This window comes from Mycobacteroides sp. H003, assembly GCF_001440135.1.
Lineage (GTDB): Bacteria > Actinomycetota > Actinomycetes > Mycobacteriales > Mycobacteriaceae > Mycobacterium > Mycobacterium gwanakae.
The window spans coordinates 632200-650462 of the sequence record NZ_LJYL01000034.1 but is presented as its reverse complement, the minus strand read 5'-3'; the positions used below and the strand labels follow the sequence as shown (position 1 = coordinate 650462).

Genomic DNA, 18263 nt, shown 5'->3' with positions numbered 1-18263 from the left:
GAATGTTGGAGTCTGAAGACGGGGCATTACCGCTTTCGCGCGGACAATTGGATATCTGGCTTTCCCAGGAAAGCGGTCTCGTCGGTGCGGAGTGGCAGCTTGGCCTTTTGGTTCGAATCGAAGGAAAAGTAGAACGAGTTCTACTTGAGCAAGCCGTCCGCCAGGCAATCAATGAAGCCGAACCTGCGCGGGCCGCCTTCCTTGAGGTCAATGGTCAGATCGTTCAGAGGGCGATTGACCATTCGGAACTCGTGTTGGACTTCCATGACGTCCGTGATTCGGAAGATCCTGTCGAGCACGCTCGCCAGATCGCCTCGTCGATCCAACGCACATTGATGCCTTTGACCGACCAACTGCTGAAATTCGCGTTGATCCGGACGGCCGACGATCAGTACTACATGTTCGGGCTGTGCCATCACATCAACTTGGACGGCTTGGGCATGGCGATCGTGAGTCGCCGAATCGCATCGATCTACTCCGCGCTGGTCGCGGGGGATCCGATTCCCGACGCCTACTTCGGCACCCTGCAGGATCTGGTCGAGCTGGAGGCGGAGTACGAAGCCTCCACCGACTACGCAGAGGATCGGGAGTACTGGAGCCGTAACCTTCCGCCGGACAGTGGCCTCGACCCCCGCCCGCCCCATGCCCATGAGGGCCATGAGGGCTACACACCGACAGCGTCAGTTCAGATCGATGACGCGGTAGTCGGCGAAATCAAAGACTTGACAAAGGCTTTGCGTGTTCGCCGGTACTCGGTTATCACAGCCGCCTGTGCGTTGTTGGTGCGCGGATGGTCCACGAGCGGGTCGGAAGTGGCGCTGGACTTCCCGGTTAGCCGCCGTGTTCGTCCCGAGTCAAAGACGCTTCCGGGGATGCTGGCCGGCGTGGTGCCGCTGGTGCTCAGTGCCCCGCCGGAGTCCACGGTCGCCGAATTCTGCCAGCACGTCGATGTGCGCATTCGCGAACTGCTCAAGCATCAACGATTCCCGGCGCATGTCCTGGACGGCGGCGAATTCGGTCTCCGGGGCCCCCGGCAGGCGGGAAATCGCGTCGCCATCAACTTCATCCCCATGCGACTCACCTTGGACCTCGCTGGTGTGCCCGCCACGGCGACGTACACCAACCACGGCCCCATGGGGCACTTCGGACTCTTCTTTATCGGAGCCAGTGACCAACTACTCCTGAGCACCTCGGGCGACGGACTGCCGTTCTCGAAGTTCGGAGTGCCGAACCTCACGGAGCGGTTGCAGCGGCTCTTATCGGAGATGGCGGCCGATCCTGATCGGCGGCTCTCCTCTCTGAATTCCCTGGTCAACGACGAGTTCACGAGCTTGGCTGAGGTTGGCAACAGTGCGGTTCTCGCGGGGCCGCTTGCCACGCGTGTATCGATTCCCGAACTGTTCTCCTCCCAGGTGGCCGCCGATCCCGAGGCTCCGGCGCTGACCTTCGGTGCGCACACTCTGACGTACCGAGAGCTGGACGAGGCCGCCGATGCGCTGTCGGGTCAGCTTGTATCGCAAGGCGTGGGTCCCGGCGACCGCGTGGTCCTGCTGTCGGACCGCTCTGCTCAGGCGGTCATCGGCATACTCGCCGTATTGAAGGCCGGGGCGGCATATCTGCCTATAGACCCCGCGGTACCCGCGTCGCGGCTCGAGTTCATCGTCGGCGATGCGGCGCCGGCGGCCGCGATCACCACAGCCGGACTCAGGGCGCGACTGGACGGTTTCGATCTGCCGATCATCGACCTTGACCCCTCCGCTGCCGAGACGGAGCCCTCGGCTCCCGCGCCGGGCGCTCGACCAGATGACATCGCCTACATCATTTACACCTCGGGAACCACGGGAGCGCCCAAAGGCGTGGCCGTCACTCACCACAACGTCACCCAGCTGATGTCGTCGCTGGATGCCGGCCTACCAAACCCTGGCGTATGGCCCCTGTGCCATTCTCTGGCGTTCGACGTTTCGGTATGGGAGATCTGGGGGCCGTTGCTGCGCGGTGGCCGGCTTGTGGTCGTCCCCGAATCGATCACGGGCTCACCCGCGGACTTCCACGACGTGCTGGTCGCCGAACAGGTCACCGTACTTACGCAGACTCCGTCGGCTGTGGCCATGCTTTCCCCGGAAGGCCTGGAGTCCACGGCGCTCGCGGTGGTCGGGGAGGCGTGCCCTGCCTCGGTCGTGGAGCGGTGGGCTCCCGGGCGGGTGATGATCAACGCGTACGGTCCGACGGAGACCACGATGTGCGTGGCGATCAGTGCGCCGCTGGTGGCAGGCGCGCCGGATTCCGCCGTCCCCATTGGCGCGCCGGTACCCGGCGCGGCGCTCTTCGTGTTGGACACGTGGATGCAACCGGTGCCTGCCGGCGTCGTCGGAGAACTGTATGTGGCCGGTGAGGGCGTCGCCTCCGGATACATCGGTCGCTCCGATCTGACGGCCTCCCGCTTTGTGGCATGCCCCTTCGGGCAGCCCGGTACCCGCATGTATCGCACCGGGGACCTGGTCTCGTGGGGCGACGACGGACAACTGCAGTATCTGGGCCGGGCCGATGAGCAGGTCAAGATTCGCGGATACCGTATTGAACTCGGTGAAGTCCAAGCGGCGTTGAGCGCACTCGACGGAGTGGACCATGCCGCCGCGATCGTCCGGGAAGACCGGCCGGGAGACAAACGTCTCGTCGGCTACGTCACCGGGACCGTCGACCCCGCCGAAGCGCGCAGCACCTTGGCGAAACGCCTTCCGCCCTACATGGTTCCCGCGGCGGTGGTGGTGCTTGAGACATTGCCTTTGACGTCCAACAACAAATTGGACACCCGCGCATTGCCGACTCCCGAATATGGCGGATTGGGGGCCGACTACCGCGCCCCCGCCACCGCCGTCGAGGAAATTCTGGTCGACGTCTACGCCCAGGTGCTCGGTGTCGATCGTGTCGGCGTCGACGACTCCTTCTTCGATCTGGGCGGCGACAGCATTCTCTCGATGCAGGTGGTCGCGCGCGCCCGGGCGGCGGGTGTGCTGTGCCGACCGCGCGATGTCTTCATCGAACAGACGGTGTCGCGGCTGGCCGCTGTCGTCGAAATCTCCGGTGGCGAAGCCGATGTGGTGGATGAGGGTCTCGGTCCCGTAGAAGTCACGCCGATCATGCACTGGCTGCGCGGTGTGCAGGATTCGGCGGGCGCGATCGACGAGTTCAACCAGACACTCGTGGTTCAGGCACCCGAGGCCGTGTCCGAGGACGACGTGGTTGCGGTGTTGCAGGCATTGCTGGATCGCCACCCCACCCTGCGGTTGCGTGCCACGGACAACGCTGGTGAATGGTCGCTGCTCGTTCCGGAGACGGGGGCGATAGACGCCCGCGACTGCCTACGCGTCGTTGACGCGTTATCGGATGAAACGTTGGTGGCGGCACGTTCTCGGCTGAACCCGGCCACCGGAACCGTGCTCAGCGCGGCGTGGATTTCCGACACCAAGCAGCTGGTGCTGGTGATTCACCACCTGGCTGTCGATGGTGTTTCGTGGCGAATTCTGTTGGAAGACTTGAATATCGCGTGGGCGCAGCATCACAGTGGGGCCGATGTGGTGCTGCCGGCCGGTGGAACATCTTTTGCCCGCTGGTCTTCACTGCTCTCCGAACACGCGCGGTCCACCGACGTGGTGGCGCAGGCCGATGTGTGGAAAGAGGTGCTGACCGCGCCTGCATACGTGCCCGCGGTTCAGCCGGCCACCGACACGTACGCCAACGCTGGACGTCTGTCCTTGTCATTGGATGCCGAGACGACTCGGCATCTGCTGGGCGAGGTACCCGCGGCGTTTCATGCTGGGGTGCAAGACATTCTGCTCATCGCCTTCGGGCTGGCCTGGAACGAGTTCCTGGGCGCCGGGGGCGCGCCGATCGCGTTCGACATCGAAGGGCACGGGCGTCAGGAAGAAATCGGCGAAGCCGTGCACCGTCGCATCGACCTGTCGCGCACCGTTGGGTGGTTCACCACCAAGTACCCGGCGGCCTTGGCGGTAGGGGAGCTGTCGTGGGCGCAGGTGACAGCGGGCGAGTCGGCCCTCGGTCAGGTGATCAAGGCAGCCAAGGAGCAGCTGCGTGCGCTGCCAGATGGGCTGACCTATGGTTTGCTGCGTTATCTGAACGCCGATATCGGGCTGACCGGGTCGGAGCCGACAATCGGGTTCAACTATCTCGGGCGCCTAGGTGCGGGAGCGGCTGACCTCTCCGAGGACTTCTGGCGGATAAGCCACGAGAGCCTGTCGATGACCGATGTGGCTGCGGCCATTTCGATGCCATTGGCCCACTCGGTGGAGCTCAACGCCGGGATCGTCGAGACAAATTCGGACGCCGAGTCCGGACCAGAACTTCGGGCCAATTGGACCTGGGCGCCTTCGGCTTTGGACGACGCACAGGCCGCACGTCTCAGTCGGTTGTGGTTCGAGGCTCTCAGCGGGATCTGCGCTCATGTGCGTTCCGGCGGAGGCGGCCTGACGCCGTCTGATCTGGTGCCTGCACGCTTGACTCAGCAGCAGATCGACGCGTTGGTGCAGCAGTACGAAGTTGCCGACGTGCTGCCGCTTACCCCGCTGCAGCAAGGCCTGCTGTTCCAGGCGGGATTTGCTGAGGCCACCGGGGATTCCGTCGAGGACGACGTCTACTCGGTGCAGTTGGGGCTCACAGTCACAGGTCCCCTGAACGCGAGCCGCTTGCGTGATGCGGTATACGCGGTGGTGAAACGCCACCCGAATCTGGCCGCCCGCTTCAGCGAGGAGTACGGGGAGCCGGTACAGGTCATCCCCGCAGAGCCTGTGATCGCTTGGCAGCATGCCGAATTGGTTGGCGATGTCGATCGGCAAGTCGAGCAGCTGTGTGCGGCCGAACGTGCGGCGGTCTGCCGGATCTTCACCGAGCCGGTTTTTCGGGCGACGCTCATCTCCGGGCTCGGTGGCCCCGCGGAAAGCCGGCATCGGCTGGTGCTGACCGCTCACCACATCGTGATCGATGGCTGGTCGCTGCCCATCCTGCTGCAGGAGATATTCGGTGCCTATTACGGGCAGCGTCTACCGTCGCCTGCGCCGTACCGAAACTTCGTCACCTGGTTGGCAGCGCAGGATCACGTTGCGGCGCAAAGAGCATGGGGTGTGGCACTCGACGGTTTCGAGACCCCGACGCTGGTTGGTTCGCTTGCCTCATCGGGTCGCAGGGGCTCGGAGTCGTATCGGATTTCGGAGCAGATATCCCGCGCACTGTCCGAATTGGCACGTGCGCAGCGCACCACCGTGAACACAGTGCTGCAGGCCGCGTGGGCGCAGGTGCTGACCTGGTTGACCGGGCAGCACGATGTCGCATTCGGCACTGCGGTGTCGGGCAGGCCCAGCGACCTCGCTGGCGCGGAATCAATGGTCGGTCTGTTGATCAACACGGTGCCGGTGCGGGCAAACATCAACGCGGCCAGCACTGTTGCAGATCTGCTGGATCAGTTGCAACGTGCCCACAACGACACCGTGGAGCACGAGCACCTGGCGCTCAACGAGATTCACCATGCGATCGGCCTCGACAGGCTCTTCGACACGTTGTTCGTGTACGAGAATTACCCGATCGACATCGGCGCACAGCTGGGTGTGCAGGAGCTGGCCATCACCGACTTCAGCAGCCGTGAATACAACCATTATCCGTTGTCGGTTGTGGCCATGCCGGGCCATGAGCTGGGCTTGCGGGTCGAATTCGATACCGATGTATTCGAATTGGCGACGATCGAGATCATCGTTGACAGGTTCCGTCAGGTGCTGGCGGCCATGATCGCGGACCCGGCCACCCGGCTTTCCTCGATCGACCTGCTCGATGCCGGTGAGCACGACCGGTTGGATGCGTGGGGTAACCGCGCGGTGTTGACCCGCCCGGAACTGGCATTGACGTCGATCCCAGAACTCTTTGCCGCACAGGTGATACGGGCGCCGGAAGCAATCGCGATCACCTGTGGTGAACGTTCCTGGAGCTATGGCGAATTGGATGCGACCGCCAACAGGCTGGCGAATCATCTGGTCAGCCGTGGAGCCCGCCCGGGTGAGCGGGTGGCGCTGTTGCTCCCCCGTACCGGGGAGGCGATCGCGGCGATCTTGGCCGTACTGAAGACCGGCGCGGCGTATCTACCTATCGACCCCGCACATCCGGATTCCCGGGTGGAGTTCGTGCTGGGCGATGCGGCGCCGATCGCCGCCGTCACGACGGCGGACTTGCTGCCGCGACTGGGCGCGTCCGGGATACCCGCCATCGATATCAACGATCCCGCCGTGGATCGGCAATCCGACGTGGCGTTGCCCGTCCCCGCTGTCGACGACATCGCCTACATCATCTACACCTCGGGAACCACCGGCGCGCCCAAGGGCGTGGCGGTTACCCATCGCAACGTCGCACAGCTGCTGGAATCGCTTGACGCAGAACTGGATCTGGGACAGGTCTGGACGCAATGCCACTCCCTGGCGTTCGACTACTCGGTATGGGAAATCTGGGGCGCGCTGCTGTACGGGGGCCGGCTGCTCATCGTGCCCGACGCGGTTGTCCGTTCCCCTGAAGATCTGCACGCCATGCTTGTCAGTGAACAAGTCAGCGTCCTGAGCCAAACTCCTTCGGCCTTCTACGCGTTGCAAACCGCCGATGCGATGCAACCGGAAGTGGGACAGCAGCTCAAGCTGCAGACGGTGGTCTTCGGCGGCGAGGCACTTGAACCGCAGCGTCTTTCGCCCTGGTTCGACAGCCATCCGGGGCTTCCCCGGATGATCAACATGTACGGCATCACCGAGACGACGGTGCACGCATCGTTCCGCGAGATCGGGAGCGGAGACGTCGATAGCAACAGCAGCCCGATCGGCGTGCCGCTGGAGCATCTGGCCTTCTTCGTGCTGGATGGCTGGCTCCGGCAGGTGCCGGTGGGTGTGGTCGGTGAGCTGTACGTGGCGGGGTCCGGCCAGGCGAGTGGATACCTGGGGCGTTCGGACCTGACGACAACACGTTTCGTCGCATGCCCGTTCGGGGCGCCCGGCTCGCGGATGTACCGCACCGGCGACCTGGTGCAGTGGGGCGAAGACGGTCAACTGCGGTATGTGGGACGCGCCGACAAGCAGGTGAAGATCCGTGGGTACCGCATCGAACTGGGTGAGGTACACGCGGCACTGGCGCGTGTGGAAGGCGTGGATCAGGCAGCGGTGATCGCCCGCGAAGACCGCCCCGGCGATAAGCGGCTGGTGGGTTACATCACCGAATCAACCAAGGGCACCCTGGATCCCGCCGCGGTGCGCGCAGTGCTGGCCGAGCGACTGCCCGCCTACATGGTTCCGGCGGCCGTCGTGGTCCTGGGCACCATGCCGTTGACAGTCAACGGCAAGCTCGACACCCGGGCGCTACCGGCACCGGAGTATCAGGACGCTGACCACTATCGGGCGCCCGAGGATGCTGTCGAGGAGATCCTGGCCGGCATCTATGCGCAAGTGCTCGGTGTCGAACAGATCGGCGTCGACGATTCATTCTTCGACCTTGGCGGAGACAGCATTTCGTCGATGCAGGTGGTTGCCCGTGCACGCGCCGCCGGTCTGCTGCTGCGGCCACGTGACATCTTCGTCGAGCAGACCGTCTCGCGGCTGGCTCAGGTTGCGGTGTTCGCCGATGGCGAGACGGCTGTTGTCGATGCGGGCACAGGTCCGGTGGTGGCCACGCCGATCATCCGGTGGCTGCATGGGCTCGGCGGCAAGGTCGACGAGTTCAACCAAACCGTGGTGCTGCAGGCCCCCGCGGGAGTGGCCGACGACGACGTGGTCACCGTGCTGCAAGCCCTGTTGGATCGACACGCCACCCTGAGGCTGCGCGCCGAAGACAGCGACGGCGAATGGTCGCTTCTGGTTCCGGAGGCAGGGGCGGTAGACGCACGCGAGTGCCTGCTTACCGTGGACGTGCTTACCGATGAGGCGCTGCGTCAGGCGCGGTCGCGTCTGAATCCTGCCACCGGTTCGATGCTGAGCGCACTGTGGGAGCGCGGCAGCAGTCGGCTGGTACTGATCGTTCACCACTTGGCGGTGGATGCGGTGTCATGGCGCATCTTGTTGGAAGACCTCAACATTGGCTGGGCACAGCATCACGGTGGACAGCCGGTGGAACTGCCGCCGGGAGGAACATCATTTGCCCGGTGGGCGACACTGCTCGACCAGCACGCACGCGCCGCCGACGTGGTGGCGTTGGCCGACGCCTGGCGCCAGGTAGAGGCGATCCCGGCCGCGTTGCCCGCGGCGCACCCCACGATGGACACCTATGCCAGCGCGGGACAGTTGTCGGTATCGCTGGACGCCGATCTCACCCGGGAACTGCTGGGAGAGGTGCCCGCGGCGTACCACGCCGGGGTCCAGGACATCTTGCTGATCGCTTTCGCCTTGGCGTGGAACGAGTTCCTCGGCTCGGGTGGAGCCCCGATCGGCATCGACGTCGAGGGCCACGGTCGGCAGGAAGAGTTCGCGGGCGATGCGGATCTGTCCCGCACCGTCGGCTGGTTCACCAGTAAGTACCCGGTCTCGTTGGCAGTGGGTGAGCTGTCCTGGGCGCACGTGGTGGCCGGTGACTCCGCACTGGCGCCAATCCTCAAGGACGCCAAGGAACAACTGCGCGCGTTGCCGGACGGACTGACCTACGGACTCTTGCGGTACCTGAACCCCGACGCAGGCGTCGGGGGACCGGACCCGGCGATCGGGTTCAACTACCTGGGCCGTCTCGGCGCCGGCGGTGCAGATCTGTCCGAGGATCTCTGGCGGATAGACCCGGATGGGGTGTCGATCACGGCCGCGGCGACCTCGGTCCCAACTCCGTTGGGGCACACCGTCGAACTCAATGCCGGCGTGATGGAAGGTGCCGGGCCCGACTCGGGTCGCTTGCACGCGACATGGACGTGGGCGCTTTCGGCGTTGAGTCACGACCAGGTTGACCGCATCAGCCGGCTCTGGTTCGACGCGTTGGCCGGGATCTGCTCGCATGTGCGCACCGGTGGCGGCGGACTGACTCCGTCCGATGTCGCTCCGGCGCGACTGAGTCAGTCACAGATCGACCAGCTGCACGAGCAGTATCAGATCGCCGATGTGCTGCCGCTGACGCCGCTGCAGCAGGGGCTGTTGTTCCACTCCAATCTGGCACCGGAAGCGATGGACGGCAGTGACGATCTCTACGCGGTGCAGCTCGATGTCGCCCTGAGCGGCCCGCTCGATCCGAAGCGGCTCCAGGAGGCCGTGCACACCGCGATCAAGCGGCGCCCGAACGTCGTTGCCACGTTCTACGAGGAATTCGGCGAACCGATACAGCTCATCCCCGCCGCTCCCGAAATCGCGTGGCAGTACATCGAGTTCGACGCGGACGGTGGCCTGGACGTCGAGCAAAAGGTCGACCGGCTCTCCGCCGCAGAGCGGGCTGCGGTCTGCGACCTCGCCGGACAACCGGCTTTCCGGGCCGCGCTGGCCCGAACCGGGGAGGACCAGTACCGGTTCGTGCTGACCAATCACCACATCGTTCTCGATGGGTGGTCCAAGCCGATCCTGCTGCAAGAGATCTTCGCCAGCTACTTTGGCGAGCGGCTTCCGGCGCCGGTGTCGTACCGCCGGTTCGTCACCTGGCTGGCCGCACAGGACAACAGCGGCGCACGGTCGGCCTGGCGTGAGGTGTTCGAAGGTTTTGAGACCCCGACACTCGTCGGTCCGCCCGGCCGGATGGTGCTGGGTCGGCGTGGGGTGGAGTCCTTCGAGGTGTCCGCTGAGACCACACAGGCACTCGGTGAACTCGCACGCTCCTGCCGCACCACGGTCAGTACGGTGTTGCAGGCCGCATGGGCGCAGCTGCTGATGTGGCTCACAGGCCAAAACGATGTCGCGTTCGGCACCGCGGTGTCGGGCAGGCCCAGCGATCTCGTCGGCGCCGAATCGATGGTCGGTTTGTTGATCAACACCGTGCCGGTCCGCGCGACCATCACGCCGACCACCACCATCGCAGACCTGTTGAACCAGCTGCAGGGTGCCTACGGAGACACGCTGGAACATCAGCACCTGGCGCTCAACGAGATTCACCATGCTGTCGGGCACGATCAGCTGTTCGACACTATGTTCGTCTACGAGAACTACCCGATCGACACGGCTGCACTATCGCGTGTGCACGAGTTGTCCATCACCGGGTTCAGTAATCGTGAGTACAACCACTACCCGCTCGCGGTGCAAGCCACACCGGGCCACGAGCTGGGACTCCGCGTCGAATTTGACACTGACGTCTTCAACGCCGTCCGAATTGGAAAGTTGGTCAAGAGGTTCCAGCGTGTGCTGGAGGCCATGACATCCGATGTCAAAGGGAACAAGAAGGAGCCCGCATGAGCGCCGATCCCACCCGGACTTTGTTGTCGATGGATCTTCTCGACGACGACGATCACGACCGGCTCGACGAATGGGGTAACCGCGCGGTGCTCACCGAGCCCACCGCCGAACCCGTCGCGATCCCGGTGCTGTTCGCGGTCCAGGTGGAGCGCGCGCCGGAGACCGTCGCGCTGGTATGCGGGGACAGGTCCTGGACCTATCGCGACCTGGATCAGGTCACCAACCGCATCGCCCATCTGTTGGCGGGCAATGGAGTCGGCCCGGGAGAGGTTGTGGGACTGCTGGTTCCGCGCTCGGGCGAGGCGATCATCGGGCTGTTGGCGGTGCTGAAGACGGGTGCTGCCTATCTGCCCATCGACCCTGCCCATCCGGACGAGCGCATCAAGTTCATGGTGTCGGACGCCGAACCGGTGGCGGTTCTCACCACGGCCGACTTGAGCTCGCGATTCGATGGACTCGATGTGCGGGTCACTGAGATCGACGATCCCCTGATCGACGGCCAGCCCAGTTCCGTGCTCCCCGCCCCGGAGCCCGATGACCTTGCGTACATGACCTATACCTCGGGCACGACCGGGGTTCCCAAAGCGGTTGCGGTCACCCACCACAACGTCACCCAGTTGGTGGACGCGGTGCGCGCGGATCTGCCGGCCGGACCCGGCCAGGTTTGGTCGCAATGGCATTCGTTGGTCTTCGACGTTTCGGTGTGGGAGATCTGGGGCGCGCTACTGCACGGCGGACGTCTGGTGGTGGTCCCGGAATCGATCGCGTCCTCACCGGATGAGCTGCACGAGCTGTTGATCAGCGAGAAGGTCAGCGTCCTGTGCCAGACACCTTCGGCCGCAGGGATGTTGTCGCCTGAGCGGTTGGAGTCGACGACGCTCATCGTCGCCGGTGAAGCCTGCCCGACCGAACTGGTGGATCGATGGGCCACCAGCGGACGAACGATGATCAACGCCTATGGCCCGACCGAGGCCACGATTTACGCGGCGATGAGTGGACCGCTGAGGCCGGGTTCGGATGTGGCACCGATCGGTTCGCCGGTGCCCGGGGCGGCGCTGTTCGTGCTGGACAAGTGGCTGCGGCCCGCGCCCGAGGGCGTGGTCGGCGAACTTTACGTCGCAGGCAACGGCGTCGCGCCCGGTTATGCGCATCGCTCGGGACTGACCGCATCGCGGTTCCTCGCCTGCCCGTTCGGTGGGCCGGGCTCGCGGATGTATCGCACCGGAGATTTGGTGCAGTGGGGTGAGGACGGCCAGCTGCAGTACCTGGGCCGCGCCGATGAGCAGGTGAAGATCCGCGGGTATCGCATCGAGCTGGGTGAGATCCAGGCGGCACTGGCCCGCCTGGATGGAGTCGAGCAGGCGGTGGTGATCGCCCGCGAGGACCGTCCCGGCGACAAGCGCCTTGTCGGCTACATCATGGGGAGCGCCGACCCGGTGGAGGCGCGCACCGCACTGGCCGAAAGGCTCCCGGCGTACATGGTTCCGGCCGCAGTGGTGGTGCTGGAGACGCTGCCCCTGACAGTGAACGGCAAGCTGGACAAGCGTGCTCTTCCCGCACCCGAATATCGCAGTGTCGGTACGGATTACCGCGCACCGACCGGACCTGTCGAGAAGATCCTGGCCGATATCTACGCCCAGGTTCTCGGAGTCGATCGCGTGGGCGTCGACGAGTCGTTCTTCGATCTCGGTGGCGACAGCATCCTGTCGATGCAGGTGGTGTCGCGGGCGCGGGCGGCCGGGGTGGTGTGCCGGCCACGCGACATCTTCGTCGAACAGACCGTCAGTGGGGTAGCGGCGGTGGCCGTGCTCTCGGACAGCCAGTCCGGAGTCGTCGACGAGGGCATCGGCCCGGTGTCGGCTACGCCGATCATGCACTGGTTGCACGGCGTACAAGGTCCCACCGACCAGTTCAATCAGACGATCGTGCTGCAGGCTCCCGCCGGGGTGACCGAGGACGACGTCGTCGTCGTGCTGCAGGCGCTGCTGGACCGGCATGCCACCCTGCGGTTGCGTGCCGAGGACAGCGATGCTCCCGATGCCGACGTGTGGTCGCTGACCGTCCCGGAGAAGGGGGCGGTGAACGCGCGTGATTGCCTGCGTGTCGCCGAGACCTTGTCCGATGCAGAGTTGGTGGCGGCCCGCGCGCAGCTGAATCCGGCCGCGGGCGCTGAGCTGAGTGCGGTCTGGATCCCCGAGACCCGGCAGCTGGCCCTGATGATTCACCACCTGGCCGTTGACGGTGTGTCGTGGCGAATTCTTTTGGAAGACTTGAACATCGCCTGGGCGCAGCACCATGGCGGGCAACCGGTAGAGTTGCCGACCGGAGGGACCTCGTTCGCCCGCTGGGCGTCGCTGCTCGACGCGCACGCACATTCGGACGACGTGCTCGCAACGGCCGACACCTGGCGAGAGGTGACCGCGGTTCCCGCGCCATTACCTGCCGTGCTGCCCGAGCTGGACACCTACGCCACTGCCAAGACGTTGTCGGTATCGCTCGACGCCGAGACCACCCGCGAGTTGCTCAGTGAGGTCCCGGCTGCGTTTCACGCTGGCGTGCAAGACATCCTGCTGATCGCTTTCGGGCTGGCGTGGAACGAATTCCTGGATTCGAATGTGGATTCGGTCGGCATCGGCGTCGAGGGTCATGGGCGTCACGAAGAGCTGGCAGACGATGTCGATCTGTCGCGTACCGTCGGCTGGTTCACCACTAAGTACCCGGTGGCGTTGAGCGTACGGGGTCTGTCCTGGCAGGAAGTTGCCGGCGGAGCTGCCGAATTGGGGCCAATCATCAAGGGCGCCAAGGAGCAACTGCGCGCACTTCCCGATCCGTTGACCTATGGGCTGCTGCGGTACCTGAACCGCGATGTGGATCTGGCCGCGCCGGAGCCGGTCATCGGGTTCAACTACCTCGGGCGCCTCGGTGCCGGGGCAGCCGATCTCGGGGACGACCTGTGGCGGATCAACGAGGACAGCTTGACCTCGACCAGCGTGGCGTCTTCGGTGTCGATGCCGCTGATGTACACGGTGGATCTCAATGCCGGAATCGTAGAGGGCGGACTCGGTGACGAATCCGGCGCGCATCTGCGGGCCGGGTGGACATGGGCGCCCTCGTCGGTCACCGAACCCCAGGTGCAGCGGCTGAGTCAGCTGTGGTTCGAAGCACTCGCCGGAATCTGCGCGTATGTCCGCAACGGCGGCGGCGGATTGACCCCGTCCGATATCGCGCCCGCACAGTTGAGCCAACTGCAGATCGATGAGCTGCACGAACAGCACAACATCGTTGACGTGCTCCCGCTGACACCGATACAGCAGGGTCTGCTGTTCCACACCACTTTCGCCCGTGCGGCCGGCGCACTGGAAGACGAGGCAGCTGGAGTCGACTTCTATGCGGTGCAGCTCGACATCACGGTGACCGGTCTGGTTGACCAGCTCAGGCTCCGCGACGCGGTGCACTCAGTGGTGCGCCGTCACCCCAACCTGGCGGCCCGGTTCTGCACTCAGTACGGAGATCCGGTACAGGTGATTCTTGCCGATCCGGTCATCGCATGGCGATACCTCGACCTTCGTGGGGACGATCTGACTCCTGACGAAGAGATTCAGCGGCTCTGCGCCGCCGAGCGTGCCGCGGTCTGCGACCTTGCCGATCGACCGACGTTGCGCGCAGCGCTGATTCGCACCCAAGGGAACAAGCACCGGTTCGTGCTGACGTTCCACCACGTCGTCATCGACGGCTGGTCATTGCCGATCCTGTTGCAGGAGATCTTCGCGAGCTACTTCGGGCATCGGCTCCCGGCGCCGTCCTCATACCGCAATTTCGTGAGCTGGCTGGCAGAACAGGATCGTGACGCAGCGCGCTCGGCCTGGGGCACGGTGTTGGAGGGCTTCGACACTCCCACGCTCGTCGCACCGCCCGCGCCTCCGGGTGCCAGAGGTATCGAGTCCTATCGGGTGTCGGCTGAGACCACGCAGGCCCTCGCCGATCTCGCGCGGTCGCAGCACACCACGATCAGCACGGTGCTGCAGGCCGCCTGGGCGCAGCTGCTCATGGTGGTGACCGGACAGCACGACGTCGCATTCGGTACGGCGGTTTCGGGCCGGCCCGCCGAGCTGGCCGGGTCCGACTCGATCGTGGGTCTGCTCATCAACACGGTGCCGGTGCGGGCGCGCGCCACCGCGACCACCACAGTCTCAGAGCTGTTGGCGCAGTTGCAGAGTGCCCACAACGACACCATCGAGCATGAGCATCTGGCCCTCAACGAGATTCACCACATCGCGGGCCACGAGCAATTGTTCGACACCCTCTTCCTGTACGAGAGCTATCCGATTGACACCAGCGCGTTCACAGGTGTGCAGGAGTTGGCGATCACCGAGTTCGTCACGCGCGAGTACAACCACTACCCGCTGTCGGTGATGGCATTACCCGGTCATGAGTTGGGAATTCGCGTCGAATTCGACACCGACAAGTTCGACGCGACCCAGATCGAGGCCGTATTCGAGCGGTTCGAGCGGGTGCTGACCTCGATGGTTGCCGATGCCTCGCAACGGCTCTCGGCGCTCGATGTGCTGAAGGCCAGCGAGCACCAACAGCTTGATGGCTGGGGCAATCGCAAGGTGCTGGCGCGGGGGCCGGAGCCGGTGCTGTCCATTCCGGAGTCGTTCGCCGAGCAGGTCAATCGTGCCCCGGAGGCGGTGGCGCTGACGTTCGAGGGCCGCTCGACTACGTATGGCGAGTTGGACGAGGCCGCAACGAGATTGGCAAATCTGCTGGCGATCTACGGTGCCGGTCCGGGTGAGTCGGTGGCGCTCTTGATGCCCCGCTCCGACGACGCGATCGTGGCGATCCTCGCAATTCTCAAGACCGGAGCGTCGTATCTGCCGATCGATCCCTCGGTGCCGGATACACGACTGGAGTTCATGCTGTCCGACGCCGTGCCGGTCGCGGCTGTCACGACCGCCGAGCTGCGCGCACGGTTCGACGGATCCGGAGTCTCCGTCGTCCAGTTCGATGATGCCGAAGACGACCCCACCGGCGCGATTTACGGCCATACTCCGCTGCTCACCCCGGCACCCGATGACATCGCGTACACGATTTACACGTCGGGAACGACCGGTGTTCCCAAGGGTGTGGCCATTGCGCACGCCAATGTGACTCAGGCCCTTAAGTTCCCGCTCACTCACATGCCCACCGGGCCGGGCGAGGTGTGGACGCAGGCCGGGTCTCTTGTCTTCGACATCACCGTGTGGGAGATCTTTGGCGCACTGCTGCACGGTGGCCGGTTGGTGATCGTTCCGGATTCGGTGGTGCGGTCCCCAGACGATTTCCGTGATCTGCTGATCCGGGAGAAGGTCACCGTCCTGTTCCAAACCCCCTCGGCGGTCGGAATGTTGTCCCCGGAAGGTCTGGACAACATGACGCTGGTTGTCGCGGGTGAAGCCTGCCCCACCGAAGTGGTGGACAAGTGGGCGCCTGGCCGGGTGATGATCAACGGCTACGGTCCGACCGAGACCACCATCTATGCCACGTTCGGCGAGTTGATCGCCGGATCGGGTGTGGTGCCGATCGGTGTTCCGGTGCCCGACGCCGCGCTGTTCGTCCTGGACCGGTGGATGCGTCCGGTGCCGCCGGGTGTGGTCGGCGAATTGTATGTGGCCGGACTTGGCGTCGGCATCGGTTATGTCGGCCGTGCAGGGCTGACCGCATCGCGGTTCACGGCATGCCCATTCGGGGAGCCGGGGGCGCGCATGTATCGCACCGGGGACTTGGTGCGCTGGGTCGCCGGAGGCCAGCTCGAGTACCTGGGCCGTGCCGATGAGCAGGTCAAGATTCGCGGTTTCCGCATCGAACTCGGTGAGATCCAGGCCGCCCTGGCCGACCTGGACGGGGTAGAGCAGGCGGCCGTGATCGCCCGTGAGGACCGTCCCGGAGACAAACGCCTGGTCGGTTACTTCATCGGGGCCGGTGAGCCCGCCGAACTACGCAGCTCCCTGGCCAAGCGACTGCCGCCCTGCATGGTCCCGGCCGCGGTGGTACGGCTGGAGGCGTTACCGCTCACCGTCAACGGCAAGCTCGACAAGCGTGCCCTTCCGATACCTGAGTACGACGACAGGGCCCGCTACCGCGCGCCTGCCAATGCGATTGAGGAGGCGGTCGCCGGCATCTACGCCCAGGTGCTGGGTGTCGATCGGGTCGGGACCGACGATTCGTTCTTTGATCTGGGTGGCGACTCGATCTCCGCGATGCGCGTGGTTGCCGCGATCAACACGTCGCTCGATGCCCAGCTGGCGGTGCGAACTCTGTTCGAGTCCCCGTCGGTGCGCAGCCTCAGCGTGTATCTGGACGGCGCCGCAAGCTCCGGAGCCAGCGGGCCGACCTATGCGTCCGTGCACGGGCCCGGCGCGTTGGAGGTGCGGGCCAGCGACCTCACCTTGGACAAGTTCATCGACGAGGCCACGCTGCAGGCGGCTCCGGCACTGCCGCGTGCCGACGCGCGTCCGCGGACGGTGCTGCTGACCGGGGCCACCGGTTTCCTGGGGCGCTACCTCGTGCTGCAATGGCTCAAGGAGCTGGAAGATGTTGATGGCACGCTGATTTGCCTGGTGCGTGCCAAGTCTGACGAAGATGCTCGACGTCGTCTCGACAAGACCTTCGACAGCGGAGACGCCGAACTCATCCGGGTTTATGAAGCGCTCGCCGCTGACCGGCTGCAGGTAATCGCCGGTGACAAGGCCGAGCCGGGCCTTGGTCTGGATGACGAGACCTGGCAACGGCTGTCCGGGACCGTCGACCTGATCGTCGATTCCGCGGCGCTGGTCAACAGCGTTCTGCCCTACAGCGAGCTGTTCGGACCCAACGTGGTCGGCACGGCGGAGCTGATCCGGTTCGCGCTGACCTCGAAGCTCAAGCCGTACACGTTTGTGTCGACGGCAGACGTCGGGCGCGAGATCGAGAAGTCAACCTTTGTCGAGGACGCCGATATTCGGCTCATCAGTGCCGTCCGTCCTTCCGACGGGAGCTACGCCAACGGGTATGGCAACAGCAAGTGGGCGGGCGAGGTGCTACTCCGTGAAGCCCACGAGAAGGTTGGCTTGCCGGTCACGGTGTTCCGCTCGGGCATGATCATGGTCGGCACCAGTTACGCGGGCCAGGTCAATGCCTCCGACACGGTCGCCCGAATGGTGCTGAGCATTGTCGCCACCGGTGTTGCGCCCCATTCCGTCTACCGGCTCACCGAGGAAGGCGATCGTCAACGCGCGCACTTCGACGGGCTTCCCGTGGAATTCGTCGCCGAGGCGATCACGACGCTGGGAGGGCAGGCAGCGGGCTCGTCTACCGGAGCGTTCACCGGATTCGAGACGTATCACGTGATGAATCCGCATGACGACGGCATCGGAATCGACGAGTACGTCGATTGGTTGATCGAGGCCGGCCACCCAATTGAACGCGTCAGCGATTTCAGTGAATGGGTGGCGCGCTTCGAGGCCGGCCTGCACGCTTTGCCGGATCATCAACGCCAAGGCTCTGTGTTGCAGATGCTGAAAATCTTGCAGGATCACGGCTGGGACGGTCAGCCGCCGGAACCCTCGCGGGGGTCCATGGCCCCGGCCGACCGATTCCAGGCCGCGGTGCGAAAGGCCAAGATCGGTTCCGGTCACGACATTCCGCAAGTCACGGCGCCAATCATCGCCAAATACGCGACTGACTTGCGATTGCATGGATTGCTTTAACGTGCGAGAAATGGTCGGGGTCGTAACGCACGTTGATTCATGATGGCTAAGTTATTTGGGCTGCGTACTACCGGAATGACTAGCGGTCTCATGAGTGCATTCAGCATGATTCATCGCATTTCGGCTGGCACTGCCATTCGCGAGCAAACAGAGTAGG

At 64.7% G+C, this 18263-nt stretch carries 2 protein-coding genes; both read left to right on the top strand.

All coding sequences use genetic code 11. The features are described from left to right. Positions 1 to 2 precede the first annotated feature (2 nt). The gene (locus tag AOT87_RS23295; protein WP_081343235.1) at positions 3 to 10379 is read left to right on the top strand and encodes a non-ribosomal peptide synthetase; all 10377 of its coding nucleotides are present in this window, start codon (positions 3 to 5) and stop codon (positions 10377 to 10379) included. Beyond that, positions 10376 to 18106, top strand: a complete 7731-nt coding sequence (locus AOT87_RS23290; protein ID WP_057968083.1) for a non-ribosomal peptide synthetase — start codon at positions 10376 to 10378, stop codon at positions 18104 to 18106. The genes AOT87_RS23295 and AOT87_RS23290 overlap by 4 nt, the downstream gene beginning before the upstream one ends. The last annotated feature ends 157 nt before the right edge of the window (positions 18107 to 18263 follow it).

What these genes read in the sequence shown, in the direction of transcription:
- AOT87_RS23295 (WP_081343235.1), top strand. Translation starts at nt 3, where the DNA reads ATGTTGGAGTCTGAAGACGGGGCATTACCGCTTTCGCGCGGACAATTG.
- AOT87_RS23290 (WP_057968083.1), top strand. Translation starts at nt 10,376, where the DNA reads ATGAGCGCCGATCCCACCCGGACTTTGTTGTCGATGGATCTTCTCGAC.